Raw genomic sequence first — 18,599 nt, 5'->3', positions numbered from 1 at the left:
TCCCCCAGAGGGGGGCGGTACCCCAGTGCCCCTGGAAGCCTCTTCCCCCACTCCGCCCTACAACCGGCTCAAGCTCGCCGTGGCGAAGAGGAGTTCCTTGATGGCCGCGCGGTCGCCCAGTTGGCCCGCCACCGCCTCCTCCGGCTCCATCCGCCCCGCCGCGAGGTGACAGAACTCGACGCCGTCGAGCGCGACATGCGCCACCTCGTGCGCCGAGGAGCCCACCGCCGCCGGTGAGTCCAGCGGCACCAGCCACTCCCCACCGCCCGACCCCTCGATCTCCAGCCGCACACTGCGCCCCGGCGCCCCCGCCGCGACCAGATGCCGGGCCGCCGCCCCGTCCCCCGGCCCGGACAGCCCCGCCCGCCGCCGCGCGGCCAGCGCACTCGGCAGCATGCGCGCCGCGAGGTCGATCATGTCGTGCAGATGGCGTGGCGCGGGCGGGTCGTAGGGATAGTCGACCGCGTCCGCGATGTCCTCCGCGTGCACCCAGCACTCGAACGCCCGGTCCGTCATCGCGTCGTGCAGCGGCAGTGTGAAGTCCCCGTACGACACCGCGAGCTTCCCCGCGCCGCCGCCGGTGAACGCCACCGTCCGGACGATGCCGTGCACCTGGTCGCGCCAGGGCCCGCGCACCGACCGGGTCGGCGGGAAGTGCGACCCCTTCCAGTACGCCTCCGTACGGTCCGCCGGGCCGGGGACGCCGTCCGGCGCCGCGCCGCCCAGCGGGTCCTTCAGACCGAGGGCCACGGCGACCAGACCGTCGACGGCCATCAGATGGGCGATCACACCGGCGACCGTCGTCCGGCGGCTGGCCGGTGCCACGCCGTCGAACCAGCGCAGCCGCACCGGCGCGTGCCACTCCGCGTCCCCGAAGTCCTGGAGCAGCGCGTCCAGCCGCGCGGCCTCGGCGTCGAAGGGCTTCGCCCAAGCCGGGATCGGGATGCGCGGCGGGCGGCGGTCCAGGCAGTGGTCGAGGACGCGGGCGCGCAGCGCCGGGTCCAGGTCGAGGGTCTCCGGCGGATGCAGCAGCCCGACGGCGTCACGCAGCCGCAGTGCCTCGTCGGCGCAGGTCCCGCAGGTGCCGAGGTGCTCCTCCACGGCCCTGGCCTCCTCCGCCGAGCAGGCGGCCAGCGCCCAGGCGCCGAGCAGCGACTTCAGCACCCGGTGCCCCAGTACGGGCGGCGGGCCGGCCGCCCCGGCGCCGGGCAGCGCGGGCAGCGACCCGCCGCCGTCCTCCAGCGAGGTGCGCGGCAGCGGTATGCGGGGTGTCGGGGAGCCCGGCCGGGCGCCGGTACCGGCGTTTCCGGGGCCGCCGCCGGACGAGAACTCGTCGCCGCCCCGCTTCTCTCCGTACCCCCGGCCCTCCCGGCCGCCCTCCCGGCTCTCCTGGTCCTCCCGGCCCTCTCGGTCCTCCCGGCCCTCCCCGTCGTCCGGGCCGCCGCGTTCGTCGTACGCGCTCACGCGGCACCTCCGTACCCGGGCGGGGTGCCCGGGTTCCCGGCGTCGTGGGCGGTGGCGAGGAGTTGGAGGCCGAGGCGCAGCCGGCGGCGGGCCTCGTCCTCGGTGACCCCGAGGTCGGTCGCGGTCTGGCGGTAGTCGCGGCGCTGGAAGTAGGCCAGTTCCAGGGCGGCCCGCAGGGGTGCGGGCATCGACTGCACGATGTAGTCGGCGCGGGCGGCGACCGAGGCGCTGCGCACCGTGCGCTCCAACTCCTCGGCCTCCTCGGTGCCGCCACCGCCGTAACCGTCACCATTGCTGTCGCTGTCGCTGTCGCTGTCGTTGTCGCCTTCGGCGAGGGTGGCCGCCACGGTGGCGCGCAGCCGCTGGACGGCGAGGCGGTGGGTGAGCGTGGCCACCCAGGTGCGCAGCGGGCCCTGCCGGGGGTCGTAGGTGTCCGGGTGCTCCCAGACGTGGGCGAAGACCTCGCGGGTGAGGGAGTCGGCCGCGCGCTCGTCGTCCAGGACGCGGTGGGCCAGGCCGTGGACCAGGGAGGCGAAGCGGTCGTACAGCTCGCCGAGGGCGGCGGCCTCACCGCGGGCCAGCCGCTGCTGCATCTTGCGGTCCCAGCGCAGTGGCGTCCCCTGCTGCGCCATGCGGCCCCCTCCCCGTGCCGGTGTCCGTGCCGTGATCAGAGTGCGCCTGCCTTGCTCTCGAATGTAGTCGGCACGTCTGACAACGCACGCCCCTTTGTGGCAACGCACGCCCCCGACGGGCCAAGAGTGTCCGGCGACCTTTGGTACACCTCACGGCTTCTGTCTCGCCTACCCACCGCCCTAATGACCAGACGCATTGGCAATGCGATCGAACAGGATCGATGTCGACTGAAACAAGCCTTTATCGACTGCTTTTCGTTTTCGCGAGAGTGTTTCAGGGAACGGCGGCTGGGCAGCCGTCCGGCAGGGAAGCGCAGGTACGGCTTCCGGTTGCCCGGCGGTCCGGGGTTTCCGGCGAGCGAGAGGCATGGTGGTGGCGTTCAAGGTGACCGGTGACGAGCACGGGGACTGGACCGTGCTCCGGGTGTCGGGCGAGCTGGATCTGGTGTCCTCACCGCTGCTGCGGCAGCAGGTGCACGAGGCCGTCGCCGAGGGGCGGCACCGGGTGGTGGTCGATCTCTCCGAGGTGGTCTTCTGCGACTCCAGCGGGGTCGGCGTGCTGATCGCCACCCGCCGGCTGCTGCGCTCCTGTCGGGGGCGGCTGCGGCTGATCCTGCCCGCCGACGGGATGGACGCCGGTCCCGGCGGGGCCCATGTGAACCGGGTGATCAACGCCCTCGGTGTGCGCCGCCTCTTCGACGTCCAGCCCGATGTCAAGACCGCCGTCACCCAGGGTGACCGGTCCGGCGCCGACAGCACCGGGGCCGGGGCGCCCCGCACCCTGTCGGCCTGACCGCGCGGGACCCGGCCCGGCCGTGCCGTTGTCCCAAAATTCCCCCGGTCTTGGCACAACCGTCGTTTTCCGCTCCGCGAGCCCCCGGGACGTCGTACGCTCCAGCACGGATGCACCCCACGTGACGTAAGGCGGCCCGAAGAGACATGGTCAGCAGCGAGTACGAGCGCAGGATCGCGGCCCGATTCGCCACCTTCGACCAGGACGGCAACGGCTACATCGACCGGGAGGACTTCAGCGGCGCGGCCAAGGCGCTGCTCGCGGAGTTCACCACGGCGGCCCGCTCCGACAAGGGCCAGGCTCTGTATGTCGGCGCGGAGGCGTTCTGGCAGGGTATGGCGGGGATAGCGGACCGGGACGGCGATCAGCGCATCAGCCGCGAGGAGTTCGTGAGCAGCGCCGTCAAGCGGCTGCGCGACAACCCCGACCGGTTCGCCGAGATCGCCCGCCCCTTCCTGCACGCGGCCCTCGCGGTCGCCGACACCGACAGTGACGGCTCGGCGACGGTCGACGACACCGTGCGTGTGCTGCGCATCCTGGGCGTCAAGGACGACCTCTGCCGCACGGCCGCCGCCGCGCTGGACACGGATGGGGACGGCCGGGTCGGCGAGGAGGAGATCGTCCAGGCGTTCGCCCGCTACTTCACGGTCCCGGAGTAGGGGGGGCTCCGCTGCGGTACCGGGTGGGGGGCTTGTCTGGTACCGGGTAGGGGTTCCTGGCTAGTGCCGGGTAGGGGCCCCGCCCTTGGCTCGTGCCTGGTGGGGCCCTTGCCCCCTGCTGGACGCGAGCCCTTGCCCCATGCCGGGCGCCAGGCCCTGCGCCGTGTCGGAGGAGCCTTTGCCTCATGCCGGGCGCGAGGCCCCACCCTGTACCGAGTGGGGCTCTTGTCCCGCGCCGGGTGGGAGTCCCCGCCCCGTACCGGTCGGGGCTCTTGCCCCGTGTCAGGTGCGAGCCCGAGCCCTGTGCCGAGCGGGGGCCCTTGCCCCGTGCCCGGTGGTGGCCCTTGCCTCATGCCGGGCGCCAGCCCTCGCCCCGCCCCTGGCGGGACCCCCTGCCCTGCACCGGGCGCGAGCCCTTGCCCCTCCCCTGCCGCGAGCCGCCGTCCCGCCCCGAGCGGAACCCCCGCCCCCTTCCCAGGCGGGATCCCGCCCCGTGCCCCGTGCCACCCCCGCCCCATACCGCCCGCGCAGCCGGTACTTGAGCACCTTGCGCAGGGTCTCCCCGCGCGGCAGCGCGTCCACCACCTCCAGTCGCTCCGGCAGCTTGTGCGGTGCGAGCCCCACCCCGCGCAGATGCGCGGTCATCGCCTCCGGGGTCAGCGGATCCGCCCCCGGAGGGCCCTTCACCACCGTGCACACCAACTCACCGCGCTCGGCGTCCGGGAGGCCGACCGGGACCGGGGTCTGGACCTGGGCCGGGGTCTGGACCTGCACCTGGATCGGGATCGGTAGTGGAACTGGCCTGTACGGCCGAGGAAGAGGACTTCCGGGCCCGGCTGCGCGCCTGGCTCGCGCGCGTGCTGCCTGGTCTCCCGCCCAAGCCGTCCCCCGGCGGCTGGCCCGCCCGCCGCGCCCACGACCTCGGCTGGCAGCGCATGCTCCAGGACGCCCGGTACGCCGATGTGCACTGGGACGCCTCGCCGACCACCCAGCCGATCTTCCTGGAGGAGACCGAAACCGAGACCGCGGGCGCCCCCAATGCCGACGCCAACTTCGTCGGACTGCTCCACGCGGGCCCCACCATCGCCGCCGAGGGCACGGACGAGCAGCGCGCACGCTCGCCGGGTCCGCCGAGTTCGCCGAGATGTTCCTCGATGAGGTCCGGATCCCGGTCGCCCACCGGGTCGGTGCCGAGCACGACGGCTGGCGGGTCACCATGGTGACCCCTCTCCTTCGAACGCGCACCGCCTTCGCCGGCGAGGTCGTCGCCTGCCGCCGGGTGCTGGGCGAACTCGCCCGCGAGGCCCGCCGCAACGGCCGCTGGGACGACCCGGGGCTGCGGCGGCGGCTCGGCGCCCTGCACGCCGAGTTCCGCGCGCTGTGGCGGCTCACCCAGGAGAACGGCAGCGAGGCGGAGGCGTCCTCGCACGGGGTGCCGGGAGCGGGCGAATCGGTCTTCAAACTCCGCTACTCCCAAGCCCGCCAGGAGCTGTACGACACGGCGGCGGACGTCCTCGGCCCGGACGCCTTCGAGCGGGACCGGCCCTGGACCCTGGACCGGCTGTCCTCCCTGTCGTACACGATCGCCGCGAGCACCTCCCAGATCCAGCGCACCATCGTGGCGGAACGGATCCTGGGGCTGGGGGAGGGCCGGGGGTGAGCGGGTCGGTTCCTGGGGCGGATGGGCGTCGGGGACTGAAGGGTGGCGGAGACGGAGGGTGGTGCGTGCGGGGATGAGATCTCGGCTGACCGACGACCAGCGCGCGTTGCGCGACGGTGTACGGGGGCTCCTGGAGCGGCGGTTCGGGCGGGAGGCCCGCGGGGCGGCCGTCGCCTCGGGGCGGCTGCACCGGGAACTGTGGCGGGAGCTGGACGCGGCGGCTTCTTCGCCCTGCGGCTGCCGGAGGCGGACGGGGGTGTCGGACTCGGGCTGCCGTAGGCGGTGTTGGCCTTCGAGGAGGCGGGGCGGGTCCTGCTCCCCGGCCCGCTGATCGCGAGCGGGCTGGCAGCCGGTTCGGTACCGGGGGCGGCGACCGGGGAGACGGTCGTGGCCTCGGCCGACGGGCCGTTCGCGGAGTGGCTGGGGGAAGCGGACGGCGGGGTGGTGGGGGTGCGGAGAGGGCCGCGGCGGAGGTGCGTCGCGCCGTGGGGCCGGTGCGGTCGGTCGATCCGCTGACGCCGCTGCACCGGGTGCCGGGGAGGTCTTCGGTGGTGAGGACGCGGTGGGCGATCCCGTTGCCGTTCTGCTCACCGCCGCCGAGCAGCTCGGCAGTGCCGGGCGGACCTGTGCGATAGCGGTGGAACACGCCCGGGTGCGGGAGCAGTTCGGGCGGCCGATCGGGGCCCTCCAGGCGGTCCAGCATCTGCGCGCGGATCTGCTGGCGCGGGTCAAGACGGCCCAGGTGGCGGTTTACGCGGCGGCCGTCACCGCCGACCCGGTGGACATCGCGGCGGCCCGCCTCCTCGCCGACCGGGCCGCCGTACGCGGCGCACGCGACTGTCTCCAGGTGCACGGCGGTATGCGCTTCACCTGGGAGTCGGAGGTGCATCTGCATCTGAAACGGGCCTGGGTGCGGGAGCGCCGGGCGGGTGGCGGGGACCGCGCCGCGGAGCTGCTCGCGGCGGATCTGGTGGCGCCGGCGGGCTGAACCGGTGCCGTGATGTCGCGGATCGTGGCATCCCGGTGTCACAGAGCGTTGATATCGGGTTGTGTCCTGCGCGGGGCGCGCAACGGCCGGAACGGTCGGTCGGCTCGGGTACCTTGTGTGAGATGCGAGTGGTTCCGAGCACGAGCCATACCGGTGGGATTCCCGGGACGTCCCGGGACCGGGCCGTGCACGCCGCTGCTCGCGGGGCGGACGGGCGTCGCGCCCCCGCCGTACCGCCCCCCGCCGGGGCGGGTCGCACAGTATGGCGCACGGGTACTCCTTCACGTTGGAATATGCCTGAAGCGCTTGTTGGGGCGACGGAGCGTCAATCAAGCTGTCCCGTAACGGATTCACGTTCCGTGAACCTTGCTCAGGTCGTTGTTCTGCGCATGCAGAAAATGGCTACGATCGTGGCCCTCATGAGGCGTGAGCCTTTGTGTCCGCCGGTTCGGATGGTGTGAGCGGTGCAGGTGCTTCAAATGCAACTGGAGGTCCGGCCCGACCCCGCGGAGGTGGGGCGAGCCCGGAGGTGGGCCCGGTCGCGGCTCGCCGGTTCGGGCATACGGCCCGACGAACCGCTCGCGGAGACCCTGGTCCTGCTGGTCTCCGAACTGGTCACCAACGCCGTGGTGCACACCGGCCGTACGGCTGTGCTGAGACTGTCCCTGCCGTGCGAGGCGGCGGACGAGGTCCCGGTCCGGCTGGAGGTGGCCGACAGCAGCCCCCGGGTGCCCCTGCCCCGGCTCGCGGACGGCGAGGAGACGGGTGGGCGGGGACTCGCCCTGGTGGACGGGCTCGCCGATCGCTGGGGCTGGAGTCGCGACGGTGGCGGCAAGCGCGTGTGGTGCGAACTCGACCGCTGCGAACGGGACGAGGCCAGGCTCGCCTGCGGGGGCGGAGTGCGCTACGAGGGCTGTGAGAGCCCCGACGGGTTCGAGGGCTTCGAGGGGTTCGGCGGACTGGAAGGGCTGGCCTACGAGGCGGTCTGAGGCGGTGTGAGGCGGTGCGGGGTGCCTCGGCCGGTCCATGGCGGGTGTCGTCAGCGGGCGTTCATGGCGGGTGTTCCCGGCGGTTTTGATCCCTGGTGGGGGTGCCAGGCGGTCGGTCCCTGGTGGGGTCCCTGCTGGTTGGTTCCTGGTGGGTGGTCCCGTGTGTCTGTGCGGGGGGTCGTGCGCCTGTATGTGCTCCCATGCGCGCCCGCTGCGAAACGGGCGCAAGTAATAAACCAACGATCGGGTGTTGACGTCCCGTGTCCGTTTGATCACGCTTGTGGACAGCGATTCGCCGTGAGGGGACGGCGGGGGTTTCGGTGACGGGAGCCCTCGGCGAGTGTGGGTCGTGAATTCGGCGCCGTTCCCTCAGGGCTTCGAGGGGCTGGGGCGGGAGCGCCGGAAGCCGGACGGCGGCGCGTGGTGCCGCGCTCGGGCAGGGTCGGGTCCTTCCCGCCCGGGTGCGGTCGGCAAGGGGTGCGCGCTGCCGTCCGGCCCTTGGCCGGGCCGTAGGCCGCAGCCGGGGTGGGGGCGGCGGCCGGCCGTGATGGTGGCTGTGGCTCTCTGTTCTCGGGTCAAGCTGCGGATCCGGGGCCGATCACGGCCGGATGTTCAGAGAACGGCCGTCGGTGCCACCGGAGTTCCCGTCGCACCGGTGAACGGTTCGGGCATCGCCGACAGAGGCATCTCGGAGCGCCCGGTTTCTCCACAGGCTGTGGACAACTGCTCCGGATTCCAGTTCTGGCCCTGGAGCATCCCCATCTCGACCAGATGCAGGGCGTGCACGGGCAGCCACAGGTCCTCGATCTCCGGCGGGAAGATCTCGAAGGTCAGCGTGTCATTGGCGACCGCCGCCGCACCCTAGGCGTCGAACCACGCCGGGTGCGGATCGACAGCCCCGGCGACGGAGATCCGCAGGCGGGCCGGTCCCCGGCCGGCAGGAGCCGGATCCGGCCGGTGCGGATGAGAACGTCGCCGTCCGCTCCCCAGCGCCCCCAATTGTTCACGCGCCTGGCGATCTCGTGGAACGCGTCCGGCAGTGACTTCCGTGCCTCCCTGGGGCTTGTCTCCGTGCGTCTGACGGGTCATGAAATCTCACGGGTCGTCAGATCCTGCGAGAAGGGGCCGGGCGTGGGGAGCTTCTTGGCAGGCAAGGCCGTCCTCGTGACCGGCGCCGGGCGGGACCTCGGCCGTGCCGTGGCGCTCGGGGCGGCGGCCCAGGGGGCGCGGGTGGTCGTCAACGACCACGGTGTCGCCACCGACGGCACCGCGCCGGTGAGCGGGATCGCGGACGGCGTCGTCGAGGAGATCGAGGCGGCCGGCGGGGAGGCAGTCGCCGTCGCCGACGACATCTCGGGGTCATCTCGCTGGTCCGCAGCGCCGCCCTGGGCCTGCACAAGTACGGCGTGACCGCCAACGCCGTCCCCCCGCGGCCCGCACCCGGATATCGGCGAACGTGCCCGTGGAGCCGGCAGGGATCGGCGAACCGGAGGACGTGGCCGCGTTCGTGGTCTAGCTGCTCTCCGACCGGGCACGGGAGCAGCGGATCACCGGGCAGGTCTACACCGTCGCTGGACCCAAGATCGCCGTATGGGCGCAGCCCCGGGAGCTGTGGGCCGCCTATGCCGCGCAGGGCTCCTGGACGCCGCAGCGGATCGCCGACCTGCTGCCGGGGACGGTCGGCACGGATCCGATGCCGATGCTGGAGCGGGGGGAGCAGATGGCACGGGCGGCCCGGGAGGGGGCACGGCCGAACGTGTGAGGGGCGGGGCAGAGCGGGGCGGGGCGGGCGCTCGCGCGCGGGTGCCGGGTTCGGGGGAGCCGGAGCCGGGTCCCGCGTATGGGTGCCGGGTCCGGGGATGCCGGTTCGGGGTGGAGCCGGGTCCCGCGTGGGTGCCGGTTCTCCGTTCACGTTCACCAGGCGTATTTCGGGAGGGCATCGTGGAGTTCGGGTTCGCGCAGGAGGACGAGGCGCGTCCGTACCAGGGCGGAGCGCGACGGCGACGGTTACCGGGCACCGGGGAGGAGATCTGGACCTCCCTCGCCCATGGGGCCGACTGGTGCTTCGTCCCGGCCCGTACCGAGCCCGGCTCACGGCGCCACCACGGCCCCGGGTTCCCGCTGGTGCCCATGGACCAGCCGGGCCGGATCGAGGTCCGCCCGATCCGCCAACTGACCGGTGCCGGCGACTTCAACGAGGTCCGGTTCGACGGCGCCCACGCGCGCGGGGACCATCTCGTCGGACGCGCGGGCGACGGCTGGCGGGTCGCCATGAGCCTGCTCGGCCTCGAACGGGGCGCGTCGCCCCTCGCCCAGCAGATCGGCCTCGCTCGGGAGCCGGCGGAGGTGGTCCGCGCGGCCCTCGCCTCGGGCGCCGCCGCCGACCCCGTCCTCCGGGCACGGCTGACCCCTCAGTGGGCCGCACTGCGGACCATGCGCTGATACGCGCTGCGCACCCTCGGCGGGGCGGCCGACGCGGGCGTCCCCAGCGTCGCCAAGCTGCTGTGGGGCGGCTGGCACCAGCGGCTCGGCGAACTGGCCGTGGAGGTGCGCGGGGCACCCGCGGGCGAACGCCCCTTTACAGGGCCCCCTACAGGGCCCCCTATAGGGCCCCCGTCTCCGTCCGGAATGTCCGCCGGTAGGCCGTCGGGGTCACCCCGAGCGCGGTCTGGAGGTGCTGGCGCATGGACTGGGCGGTGCCGAAACCGGCGTCCCGGGCCACCTGGTCCACGGAGAGGCCGGTGGACTCCAGGAGATGGCGGGCGCGCTCGACGCGCTGCTGGGTGAGCCACCGGCCGGGGCTGACGCCGACCTCCTCGCGGAAGCGGCGGGTGAAGGTCCGTACCGACATGGCCTCCTGGGCCGCCATGTCCCGGAGCTGGAGCGGCTCATGGAGGCGGTCCAGCGCCCACGCGCGGGCGGCCGTCGTGGACGACTGCTGCGGATCGGGCACCGGGCGCTCGATGTACTGCGCCTGCCCGCCGTGGCGGTGCGGCGGTACGACGGTCCTGCGGGCGACTTCGTTGGCGACGGCCGTACCGTGGTCGCGGCGCACCATGTGCAGGCACAGATCGATCCCGGCCGCCACTCCCGCCGAGGTCAGCACGTCCCCGTCGTCGATGAACAGCACATCGGCGTCCACCCCGACCGCCGGGAACATCCGCTGGAAGCGGTCCGCGTCGGACCAGTGCGTGGTGGCCGGACGGCCGTCCAGGTAGCCCGCGGCGGCGAGCACATAGACCCCGGTGCAGATGGACGCGAGGCGGGTACCGGGGCGGATCAGGGCGAGGGCGGCGGTGAGCGCGGGGGTCAGCTCGCCGCGTTCGTAGACCGGTCCGAGTTCGTACGACGCCGGGACGATCACCGTGTCGGCGGTGGCCAGGGCCTGCGGGCCGTGAGGCACCTGGATGGCGAAATCGGCGTCCGTGCGGACGGGGCCCGGGGGGCGGACGGAGCAGGTGACGACCTCGTACAGCGGGCGGCCCAGCGGGTCGCGCGGGCGGCCGAAGATCCGGTGCGGGATGCCCAGCTCGAAGGGGAGCAGCCCGTCCAGCGCCAGCACGACGATCCGGTGCGGGCGGAACGGGGCACCAGGGGGCCGATACGGGGGCGGCGGCGGGGGCGCGGAAGGGGGTGTCGTCGTGCGGTCGGGGGGCATGGCCCGATCCTAGCGAAGGCTGTCCTTCGGGCCAGTGGAGCGGGATGATCGCCGGCCGGATGCTGGGGGACGTGACCCAGACAAGCGATGCCACGGCCACCGGTCCGGGCGAGGAGGAGCCCGGCGCGGCGAAGGCCACCGGTGCCGCGCAGGACGCCGGTGCGGCGCAGGACATTGGTGCCGCCCAGGGGCCCGGTTCCGTCCGGCGTCGGCGGCGGATCCACCGGGCGTGGTTCGTCGCCGCCGTCACCTTCGTGACGATCATCGGCGCCGCCGCCTTCCGCTCCCTGCCGGGCCTGCTGATCGATCCGCTGCACCAGGAGTACGGCTGGTCGCGCGGCACGATCAGCGCGGCCGTCTCCATCAACCTGGCGCTCTACGGCCTCACCGCGCCCTTCGCCGCCGCGCTGATGGACCGGTTCGGCATCCGCCGGGTCGTCGCGGTCGCCCTGGTGATCATCTCGCTCGGCTCCGGGCTCACCGTGTGGATGGAGTCGGCGTGGCAACTGCTGCTCTGCTGGGGGCTGCTGGTCGGGCTCGGCAGCGGCTCCATGGCGCTGGCCTTCGCGGCGACCGTCACCAACCGCTGGTTCACGACCCGGCGCGGTCTGGTCACCGGCATCCTGACCGCCGCCTCCGCCTCCGGGCAACTGATCTTCCTGCCGGTCCTGTCCTGGCTCGTCGAGCACCACGACTGGCGCCCGGCGGCGGTCACCGTCGCCCTTGCCGCGCTCGCCGTCGTGCCCTTCGTCTGGCTGCTGCTGCGCGACCACCCGGCCGACGTGGGCCTGAAGCCGTACGGGGCGCGGGAGTTCGTCCCGAAGCCGCCACCGGTGCCCGGGGCGGCCCGGCGGGCGGTCACCGTGCTCGTCTCGGCCGCGCGGACCGGCCCGTTCTGGCTGCTGGCGGGCTCCTTCGCGATCTGCGGGGCGTCCACCAACGGCCTGATCCAGACGCACTTCGTGCCCGCCGCCCACGACCACGGCATGCCCATCACGGCGGCGGCCTCGCTGCTCGCCGTCATCGGGGTCTTCGACGTCGTCGGAACGATCGCCTCCGGCTGGTTCACCGACCGCTTCGAGGCCCGCCGCCTGCTCGCCGTCTACTACGCCCTGCGCGGAGTCTCGCTGCTCTTCCTGCCCATGCTGCTCGCCCCGAGCGTCCACCCGCCGATGATCTTCTTCATCGTCTTCTACGGCCTCGACTGGGTCGCCACCGTGCCGCCCACCCTGGCGCTGTGCCGTGAGCACTACGGCGAGGACAGCGCCATCGTCTTCGGCTGGGTCCTGGCCGCCCACCAGGTGGGCGCCGCGCTCATCGCCTTCCTGGGGGGCGTCGCCCGCGATGTCTTCGGCTCCTACGACATGGTCTGGTACGCGTCGGGCGCGCTGTGCGCGGCGGCGGCGCTCATGGTGCTGGTCATCCGGCGCCGGGGCGTGACGGACGCGGTCCTGGCCTGAGCCCCGGGAGGGCCCGCGGGCACGGTCGGGTCGTGGTCCTGGCCTGAGTCCCGGGGGAGGTCCCCGTGGTTCCCTGCCGGGTCCCCCGGAGGGCCCGTGGACCCGACCTAGGACCCGGCACCTAGGGCCGCAGCCCGTTACGCCGGCCGGCGCGGGCGCCTACCGTCGCAGCCATGGACACGACCGGGATCCTCGACGAGGCACTGCAACGGCTGCACCGCACCGGCCCCGAGCGGCTCGGCTGGCTCAGCAACCACGCGCCGATGGCCGTGGAGGCCCTCGCCGCGCACGGACAGGCGGGCGCGGTCCACCGCTGGCTCGACCGCTACGCCGACAAGCTGGAGGACCCGCCCGCGCGCGTGGAGCCCGTCACCGGCGCCAACTGGCGGGAAGCGCTGGGCGACATCCGCCGCGCCGCCGACTGGACCGACCACTTCGACCGGGAACTCGCCGACCGGCCCTGGCGCGAGGTGCTCATCACCTGGTGGCCCCGGCTGCTGCCCGGTCTGTACGGCGGCGCCACCCACCCCGTGATCCGGGTCGGCCACGCCGTCCGCACCCTGCTCACCACCGAGGACACCGCGCCCCGCCGCGCCGAACTGGCCCACGCCCTCGCCTACTGGGCCGCCCGCCACCACCCCGTGGAGGGTCTCGCCCCCCTCCCGGGCGGGGCGAGCGCCCTGGCCGCGCTGGACGCCGTACGGCCGATCGGGGTGCAGCACGGCGGGTTCGACGTACGGCTGGGCCGGGTGACCGGTGTGCCCGGGTGGGCGGCGACCGTGACGGACCCGGACGAGGCCCGGCTCCGGCTGACCGAACTGGTCCGGGCGGCCACCCACCGGTACGCCACCCATGGCCACGGTGAGCCGACGATGCTGGTCCACGCGGCCACCGCCCCCAACGCCGTCCTGCGCACCCTGCCCGCGCTGCCCCGCGCCCTGTGGGTGCCGAGCCTGCGGGCCGCCTGGACGGCCTCGGCGGCGGTCACGGCGATGTACGGTCCCGCCGCGCCGGCCGACTGGACCCCGCCCGGCACCTTCACCGCCGAGGAGGTCTTCGAGCGGGCTCTCGCGCACGGCGACGAGCATGTCATCAAGCTGACGGACACCGCCCTGGACGTGGGCGACGAACGCGCGCTGACGGCGGCGCTGCGGTCGGTGGAGATGAGCGTGCCGTTGGGGGGCTGATCTCCCAGGTCGGCGTTTGGCGGAACCTGCCCCGGTGGAACAGCGGCGGCTCCGCCTCCGGCGCCCCCGGGCCCGTCCCCAGGGCCTCCACCCGCCCGGCCACGATCAGATGGTCGCCGCCCGGGTGGACGGAGTGCACCGCGCAGTCGATCCACGCGAGCGCGCCCCCAAGGCGCGGGGAGCCCGAGAACGGTCACGCCGGTCGCGAAGTTCCCGAGCACCCGCCGGAACTCGGCGCCCTCACTCCGGCTCCTGTGCGGGCGGGCCCGTCGGCCGGTGGGCCGTCGTCCCGCGGGGTCATCGCACAGCTCGCGAGCAGGGCGTCCCGTACGCGGGTGAGGCGGTCGATCTCGGCGTTCAGCGCGGCCAGGCGGCGCTGCACCACCAGCCCGGCCTTGGTGCGCGGGGCCGGGGCGGTCGGCGGCGGGGGGACGCAGCGGACCGGCGGGTCGGCCGCCAGCAGCGGCAGCCGGTCGGCCAGGGCGCGGACGTCCTCCACGGTGAGCCCATGGGCCAGCAGATCCCGGATGACCCGCAGCAGGGCGAGTTCGTCGGGCCCGTAGTGCCGCTGCCCGGAATGCGTGCGGCGCGGGGGTGGCAGCAGTCCGCGCTGCTCGTAGAACCGCAGTGCCCTGGGTGTCGTTCCGACGGCCGCCGCCGCGTCGCCGATCCGCATGGTCGATCCCTCCTCCGTGACCTCGGCCGCCCACCGGTCGCCCCTGCCCGGCGAGCGACACCGCCCGGCGTCAGGGGGACGACTTCGGCAGTTCCACGACGACCGTGCCGAAATGCCGTCCGTCGATCATCTCCCGCAACGCGCGCGGGGCCCCGTCCATGCCCGGAACCCGGGTCAGGGGGACCCGGATCCGGCCGGACCGCAGCCAGCCGGCCAGCCGCCCGGCCCACTCCGCCTCCATCTCCGGGTGATCGACACCGGTGTACCCCCGGACCGTCATCCCCTTCACGATCACTTGGAACGCGTCGATCTCGGACGGGGCGGCGGCCCCCGAACCGTCCGCCGCGAACTGCCCCGACAGGGCCCCCACCAGCGCGAACCGGGCACCCCGCCGGGCCGCCGCCACCGCCGCGGTGAGCTGGGGGCCGCCCACGTTGTCGAGCAGGACGTCGATGCCGTCCGGGGCGGCCTCCGCCAGGCGCGCCCCGAAGGCCCCGGGTTCCTCGCCGGCCGCCGCCCCGCGCCAGGAACCGGCCGTCACCACGGCGTCGTAGCCCAACTCCTCCACCAGCCGCCCGGCCTTGGCCGGAGAACCGGTGGTGCCGATCACCCGTGCGGCGCCCAGCAGCCGCGCGATCTGCCCCGCCAGCGACCCCACGCCACCGGCTGCCCCGGTGACCAGCACGACATCCCCCTCGCGGACCCGTGCCAGCCGGGTCAGCGCCCCATAGGCGGTGGACCCGGAGGCGAGCCCGGCCACCGGGTCGGGATGCGCCGGGTCGACGACCACACAGTCCGCCTCCGGGACGACGGCGTACTCGCGCCAGCCCAGCGGATGGGAGACCAGGGTGCCGGGGCGCACCGCACTGCCCGCGGGCGCCTCGGCCACCTCGCCGAGAGCGGGCCCGAAGAGCGTGTCACCGGGCCGCAGTGTGGGTACGGGGGTGTCCTTCGCGTCCCCGCCCAGCAGCGTGCGCAGACCGCCGAACACCAGGAACTGGTGATTGCGTACGAGGATCTCGCCCGGGGCGGGCTCGGGCAGCGGGACCTCGGTGATGGTGAGGTCGGTCGGCTCGGGCAGTCCGCTGGGCACGGTGGCGAGCCGTACCTCGCGGCCGGTACGGGAGGGGCGCGTGGTCATGGGTGGGCTCCTGTGGAGGGGTGGGGAGGGGTGGGGAAGGAGAGGCGATGCCCGGCGAAGGGCCGCGTTCGGAATGGGCCGACGCTAGCCCCTGACCCACACGTCAGGGTCAAGTCCCCTCCACGGGCGGCGGGTCGGCGGACGCCTTCGCCAGCCGCTCGATGAGCTGTTCCCGCAGGTCAGGGATGATGGCATTGAGGGATTCGGGGCGGTGGAGGGTGAGATGCCGGCTCGTTGCCGGTGGGTGCCCAGTGCGAGAGGCGTACGCCCAGCTCCTGGAGGGCGTAGAGCGGGCGGCCCTGGTGTCCTGACTGGCCAGCCGTTCCTGGGCGGCGGCGCCGTCCGCGCCGGTCTCGGCGAACCCGGAGGCGAAGGCGTCGGCGAACCGCACCTCGGCCTGGGCGAGTTCGGGCACCAGGGGAAGGGGGTCGGAGACCAGCAGGGCGGCGAGGCCGACCGGTTCGGGCAGATCGGTGACGGAAAGGGAGCAGGGGAGGGGAAGGTGCGGAGAGGGGGAGGTGCGGTGACGGGGGCGGGGTGGCCTACCCCGGGGGTGCCCTACCCGTGGTGGCCCTACCCCACCACTCGGGACACCCGGAGCCCCTTCTGGCCAGCGATCGACCGGGCGATCTTCTGGGCGTCGAGACCGACTTCGCGGATGGTTCCGCTGAGGGGAAGGGAGAAGCCGGTGAAGTAGAGGCCGGGGGCGTTGGCGGGGGTGCGGGGGCCGTGGGTGACGGGGCCGCCCCGGTCGTCCAGGACGTCCAGGTGACCGACCAGCCGCTCCAGGGCGCCGGTGTAGCCGGTGGCGGCGACGACGGTGTCCGGGGTGATCCGGCTGCCGTCGGCGAGCAGGACATCGGCGCCGTCGAACTCCGTCACGGCGGCGACCACCTCGACCCGGCCCGTGCGGACGGCGTCGATGATGCCGACGTCCTGTACCGGGATCGCGCCCTCGCGCACCCGGCTGTAGAGGCCGGTATCGGGACGGGGCAGACCCCGGGCCGCGAGGTCGGGGACGCTGACCCGGGCGAGCACGCGGGCGAGCCGGTCGACCAGGCCGACGGGCAGCCGTCGGACCCAAAGGCCGGTGTACTGGGCGGCCCAGCCGGCGGTGGAGCGGCGGACGATGTGCGGCGCGGTGCGCACCGAGAGCCGGACCCGGGCGGCGCCGCCCTCCACCAGGTCGACGGCGATCTCGGCACCGGTGTTGCCGACCCCGACGACGAGGACGTCGTGCCCGGCGTAGGGGGCGGGGGCGCGGTAGGCGGCGGCGTGCAGCAGGTCGCCGGTGAAGGAGTCGCGGCCGGGCCAGTCGGGGAGGCGGGGCGTGTGGTTGAGGCCGGTGGCGACGACGACGGCGGCGCCGGTCAGTTCCCGCCCGCCGGTGGCGCGCAGCAGCCAGCCGGTGCCGTCGGGGGCGGGTTCGACGCGGGAGACCTCGACGCCGGTGACGATCTCCAGTTCGTGGTGTTCGGCGTACTTCTCCAGGTAGCGCACGACGTTGTCGCGCGAGACCCAGCGGCCGAACCGGCGGGGCATCGGCAGGTCCGGCAGGGCGGAGAGGCGGCGGGTGGTGTGCAGGTGGAGCCGTTCGTAGTGGCCGCGCCAGGAGGCGCCGACCCGGTCGGCGCGCTCCAGCACGACGGCCCGCAGTCCCCGGGAGCGCAGCGCGTGGGCGGCGGCGAGTCCGGCGGGGCCGGCGCCGATGATGTAGATGGGGTGGGTGGGGTGGCTGGGGGCGGGGGTGGGCGGGCCCTCCGGGCTGGCGGTGGGCCTTGCGGGCCTTGTGGGCTTCGTGGGTTTTGTGGGCTCGGCGGTCTTGGTGGTCTTGGTGGGTTCGGCGGGCCTGGCGTCCTGCGGGCCTTCCTCGGCCTGTTCCCGCTCCTGCTTCAGGCCCTGCTCCCGGCCTTGGCCCCGGTCCTGGTCCTTGGCCGTGTCCCTCGCCGGGTTCCTGTTCCCGGCCGTGGTCCCTTCCCGGTTCTGGGGCTGGGATGGGGTCGGGTCCGTCTCCGGCACGGTGGGCGGCGCGGGGTCGGGAGTTGCGGTCGGGGGCGCTGTGGGGTCGGCCATGGTCGGAGCGTAATCACCCCTGGGGTTGATTGGTCTCGGTCAAGACCGGAATTGATTGCGGGTTGGTCACGCATGCGTGATTTGTGAGGGAGGGGTGCTGGTTCGTTGTCCGGAAATGCCGGGTGAAAGGAGAGGGGTTGGTGCTGACGTCCTCGCGGACGGCCCGGGGATGGGCTGAATTGACGTACCGTCAGATGACGTGTGGGGGCGGGCGGATGGTCGAGACGATCTGGTTCGGCGGGGCGGAGTGGCAGGCCGTGCTGCGGATCGGGCTCGGGGTGTGGTGGCTGGAGAGCTGGCGGCGCAAGGACAAGAAGGCGTGGGCCGAGGGGGTGCCGGTGTTTCGGGTGGTGGATGGGGGAGGGGTGAGGGGTGAGGGGTGAGGGGTGAGGAATGCGGTGGGTTCGGCGCTGTTGTCGGAGGTGGGGTTACGGCCACAGCAGCTCCTTGGTCCAGCCTTCTCCCTCGTCCCGCTGCTGCTCTCTCCGGTACCGCAGGCGGACGTGGCGGCGGTCCGCGTCGCCCTGGAAGAACTCCACCTCGTCCGGGTGGAGCCGGTAGAGGGTCCAGCTCGGCGCGGGTGCGTCCGGTGTGGCCCGTGCACGCTTCCATGACTGGGCCGAGCGCAGCGCCAGTTCCGCCAGCGACCCGAGCGTCTCGCTCTGCCCGCCCGTCAGTGCCGCCGCCAGTGCGCCGGTCGACCGGGCGTGCAGATCCGCCTGGCTCTGCGCCGCCGGGGCGGCCTCCACCGGGCCCCGCACCCGCACCTGGCGGCCCAGCGCGGACCAGTAGAAACCGAGGGCGGCGTACGGAGTGGCGGCGAGCTGACGGCCCTTGCGGCTGGTGGCGTGCGTCGCGAAGGACCAGCCGTCCGGGTCCGCGCCGTGCAGCATGACGGTACGGATGTCCGGGTGTCCGTCGGCGTCCGACGTGGCCAGGGACATGGTGTGCGGCTCCGGCTGGCCCGCCGCCACGGCCTCCGCGAGCCAGGACGCGAAGAGGGGGAGCGGGGTCGCCGGGGCGGTGTCCGGGGTGAACGGGGGGAGTGTGGTGTGCTCCGGGGCCCAGACCCGGAGGGATTTCAGGAGTTCGTGGAGATCCGGGGGTTCCTGGGGATTCTGGGGTTCCTGGGGTTCGTGGGGGTTCTGGGGTTCGTGGAGATCGCGGGGCTGCATGGGGGGAGTATGCGCTGCGGGCCGCCCCCTCCACGCGCCTCCTG

At 74.0% G+C, this 18,599-nt stretch carries 11 protein-coding genes and 10 pseudogenes; 10 read left to right on the top strand and 11 right to left on the bottom strand.

What is annotated here, in order from left to right; all coding sequences use genetic code 11:
- Positions 1–57: 57 nt before the first annotated feature.
- Entirely contained in the window at positions 58–1,263 is a 1,206-nt protein-coding gene (locus AB0O01_RS07670) for a zf-HC2 domain-containing protein (RefSeq protein ID WP_365311784.1), read from the bottom strand.
- A gap of 197 nt (positions 1,264–1,460) precedes the next feature.
- Positions 1,461–2,096 carry a sigma-70 family RNA polymerase sigma factor gene (locus tag AB0O01_RS07665; protein WP_365311552.1) on the bottom strand — a complete coding sequence of 212 codons (636 nt, stop codon included), beginning with the start codon at positions 2,094–2,096 and terminating at the stop codon, positions 1,461–1,463.
- A gap of 367 nt (positions 2,097–2,463) precedes the next feature.
- On the opposite strand from AB0O01_RS07665, the gene AB0O01_RS07660 reads away from it, so the two are divergent.
- Both AB0O01_RS07660 and AB0O01_RS07655 read left to right on the top strand, forming a co-directional pair.
- Positions 2,464–2,889 carry an STAS domain-containing protein gene (locus AB0O01_RS07660; protein WP_365311551.1) on the top strand — a complete coding sequence of 142 codons (426 nt, stop codon included), beginning with the start codon at positions 2,464–2,466 and terminating at the stop codon, positions 2,887–2,889.
- Positions 2,890–3,035: 146 nt separating this feature from the next.
- Positions 3,036–3,548, top strand: a complete 513-nt coding sequence (locus AB0O01_RS07655) for an EF-hand domain-containing protein (protein ID WP_365311550.1) — start codon at positions 3,036–3,038, stop codon at positions 3,546–3,548.
- 513 nt (positions 3,549–4,061) lie between these two features.
- Here the strand turns inward: AB0O01_RS07655 and AB0O01_RS07650 are convergent.
- Positions 4,062–4,280, bottom strand: a pseudogene (locus AB0O01_RS07650) (cyclohexanecarboxylate-CoA ligase); the annotation flags it as partial.
- Positions 4,281–4,339: 59 nt separating this feature from the next.
- Here AB0O01_RS07650 and AB0O01_RS07645 point away from each other — a divergent pair.
- From AB0O01_RS07645 to AB0O01_RS07635, 3 genes and pseudogenes are all read left to right on the top strand, one after another.
- A pseudogene (locus AB0O01_RS07645) lies at positions 4,340–5,208 on the top strand (acyl-CoA dehydrogenase family protein).
- A gap of 73 nt (positions 5,209–5,281) precedes the next feature.
- A pseudogene (locus AB0O01_RS07640) lies at positions 5,282–6,196 on the top strand (acyl-CoA dehydrogenase family protein).
- Between the two features lie 479 nt (positions 6,197–6,675).
- Positions 6,676–7,185, top strand: coding sequence for an ATP-binding protein (locus tag AB0O01_RS07635; RefSeq protein ID WP_365311549.1), 510 nt, complete (start codon positions 6,676–6,678; stop codon positions 7,183–7,185).
- 612 nt (positions 7,186–7,797) lie between these two features.
- Here AB0O01_RS07635 and AB0O01_RS07630 read toward each other — a convergent pair.
- A pseudogene (locus tag AB0O01_RS07630) lies at positions 7,798–8,156 on the bottom strand (cyclase family protein); the annotation flags it as partial.
- 160 nt (positions 8,157–8,316) lie between these two features.
- Here AB0O01_RS07630 and AB0O01_RS07625 point away from each other — a divergent pair.
- Positions 8,317–8,947: pseudogene (locus AB0O01_RS07625) on the top strand (hypothetical protein).
- 213 nt (positions 8,948–9,160) lie between these two features.
- Positions 9,161–9,750: pseudogene (locus AB0O01_RS07620) on the top strand (acyl-CoA dehydrogenase family protein); the annotation flags it as partial.
- Between the two features lie 37 nt (positions 9,751–9,787).
- Here AB0O01_RS07620 and AB0O01_RS07615 read toward each other — a convergent pair.
- Positions 9,788–10,843, bottom strand: coding sequence for a helix-turn-helix domain-containing protein (locus AB0O01_RS07615; protein WP_365311548.1), 1,056 nt, complete (start codon positions 10,841–10,843; stop codon positions 9,788–9,790).
- 44 nt (positions 10,844–10,887) lie between these two features.
- Between AB0O01_RS07615 and AB0O01_RS07610 the strand changes: the two genes are divergently transcribed.
- Positions 10,888–12,303, top strand: a complete 1,416-nt coding sequence (locus tag AB0O01_RS07610; RefSeq protein WP_365311547.1) for an MFS transporter — start codon at positions 10,888–10,890, stop codon at positions 12,301–12,303.
- Between the two features lie 173 nt (positions 12,304–12,476).
- Complete coding sequence (locus AB0O01_RS07605; protein WP_365311546.1) at positions 12,477–13,490, top strand: questin oxidase family protein; 1,014 nt, start codon at positions 12,477–12,479, stop codon at positions 13,488–13,490.
- Between the two features lie 22 nt (positions 13,491–13,512).
- On the opposite strand, the pseudogene AB0O01_RS07600 reads toward AB0O01_RS07605, so the two are convergent.
- From AB0O01_RS07600 to AB0O01_RS07580, 5 genes and pseudogenes are all read right to left on the bottom strand, one after another.
- A pseudogene (locus AB0O01_RS07600) lies at positions 13,513–13,689 on the bottom strand (flavin reductase family protein); the annotation flags it as partial.
- Positions 13,690–13,974: 285 nt separating this feature from the next.
- A pseudogene (locus tag AB0O01_RS07595) lies at positions 13,975–14,166 on the bottom strand (MerR family transcriptional regulator); the annotation flags it as partial.
- Between the two features lie 70 nt (positions 14,167–14,236).
- Entirely contained in the window at positions 14,237–15,307 is a 1,071-nt protein-coding gene (locus AB0O01_RS07590) for an NADP-dependent oxidoreductase (protein ID WP_365311545.1), read from the bottom strand.
- Between the two features lie 230 nt (positions 15,308–15,537).
- A pseudogene (locus tag AB0O01_RS07585) lies at positions 15,538–15,803 on the bottom strand (CoA-binding protein); the annotation flags it as partial.
- Positions 15,804–15,880: 77 nt separating this feature from the next.
- A complete protein-coding gene (locus AB0O01_RS07580) occupies positions 15,881–17,026 on the bottom strand; it encodes an NAD(P)/FAD-dependent oxidoreductase (RefSeq protein WP_365311783.1) in 1,146 nt (381 codons plus the stop codon).
- Positions 17,027–17,595: 569 nt separating this feature from the next.
- Here AB0O01_RS07580 and AB0O01_RS07575 point away from each other — a divergent pair.
- Positions 17,596–17,712, top strand: a pseudogene (locus AB0O01_RS07575) (DoxX family protein); the annotation flags it as partial.
- Positions 17,713–17,808: 96 nt separating this feature from the next.
- Here the strand turns inward: AB0O01_RS07575 and AB0O01_RS07570 are convergent.
- Positions 17,809–18,555, bottom strand: coding sequence for a pyridoxal 5'-phosphate synthase (locus AB0O01_RS07570; RefSeq protein WP_365311544.1), 747 nt, complete (start codon positions 18,553–18,555; stop codon positions 17,809–17,811).
- Between the last annotated feature and the right edge of the window lie 44 nt (positions 18,556–18,599).

The organism is Streptomyces sp. NPDC093252, from assembly GCF_040683675.1.
GTDB lineage: Bacteria > Actinomycetota > Actinomycetes > Streptomycetales > Streptomycetaceae > Streptomyces.
The sequence above is the reverse complement of the archived record's forward strand: the minus strand, read 5'-3'. Positions and strand labels throughout refer to the sequence as shown.

Bases quoted from the DNA above. Each gene is read 5' to 3' on its own strand.
- AB0O01_RS07605 (WP_365311546.1), top strand. From the start codon at position 12,477: ATGGACACGACCGGGATCCTCGACGAGGCACTGCAACGGCTGCACCGC.
- AB0O01_RS07635 (WP_365311549.1), top strand. From the start codon at position 6,676: ATGCAACTGGAGGTCCGGCCCGACCCCGCGGAGGTGGGGCGAGCCCGG.
- AB0O01_RS07660 (WP_365311551.1), top strand. From the start codon at position 2,464: ATGGTGGTGGCGTTCAAGGTGACCGGTGACGAGCACGGGGACTGGACC.
- AB0O01_RS07610 (WP_365311547.1), top strand. From the start codon at position 10,888: ATGATCGCCGGCCGGATGCTGGGGGACGTGACCCAGACAAGCGATGCC.
- AB0O01_RS07655 (WP_365311550.1), top strand. From the start codon at position 3,036: ATGGTCAGCAGCGAGTACGAGCGCAGGATCGCGGCCCGATTCGCCACC.
- AB0O01_RS07590 (WP_365311545.1), bottom strand. From the start codon at position 15,307: ATGACCACGCGCCCCTCCCGTACCGGCCGCGAGGTACGGCTCGCCACC.
- AB0O01_RS07615 (WP_365311548.1), bottom strand. From the start codon at position 10,843: ATGCCCCCCGACCGCACGACGACACCCCCTTCCGCGCCCCCGCCGCCG.
- AB0O01_RS07570 (WP_365311544.1), bottom strand. From the start codon at position 18,555: ATGCAGCCCCGCGATCTCCACGAACCCCAGAACCCCCACGAACCCCAG.
- AB0O01_RS07665 (WP_365311552.1), bottom strand. From the start codon at position 2,096: ATGGCGCAGCAGGGGACGCCACTGCGCTGGGACCGCAAGATGCAGCAG.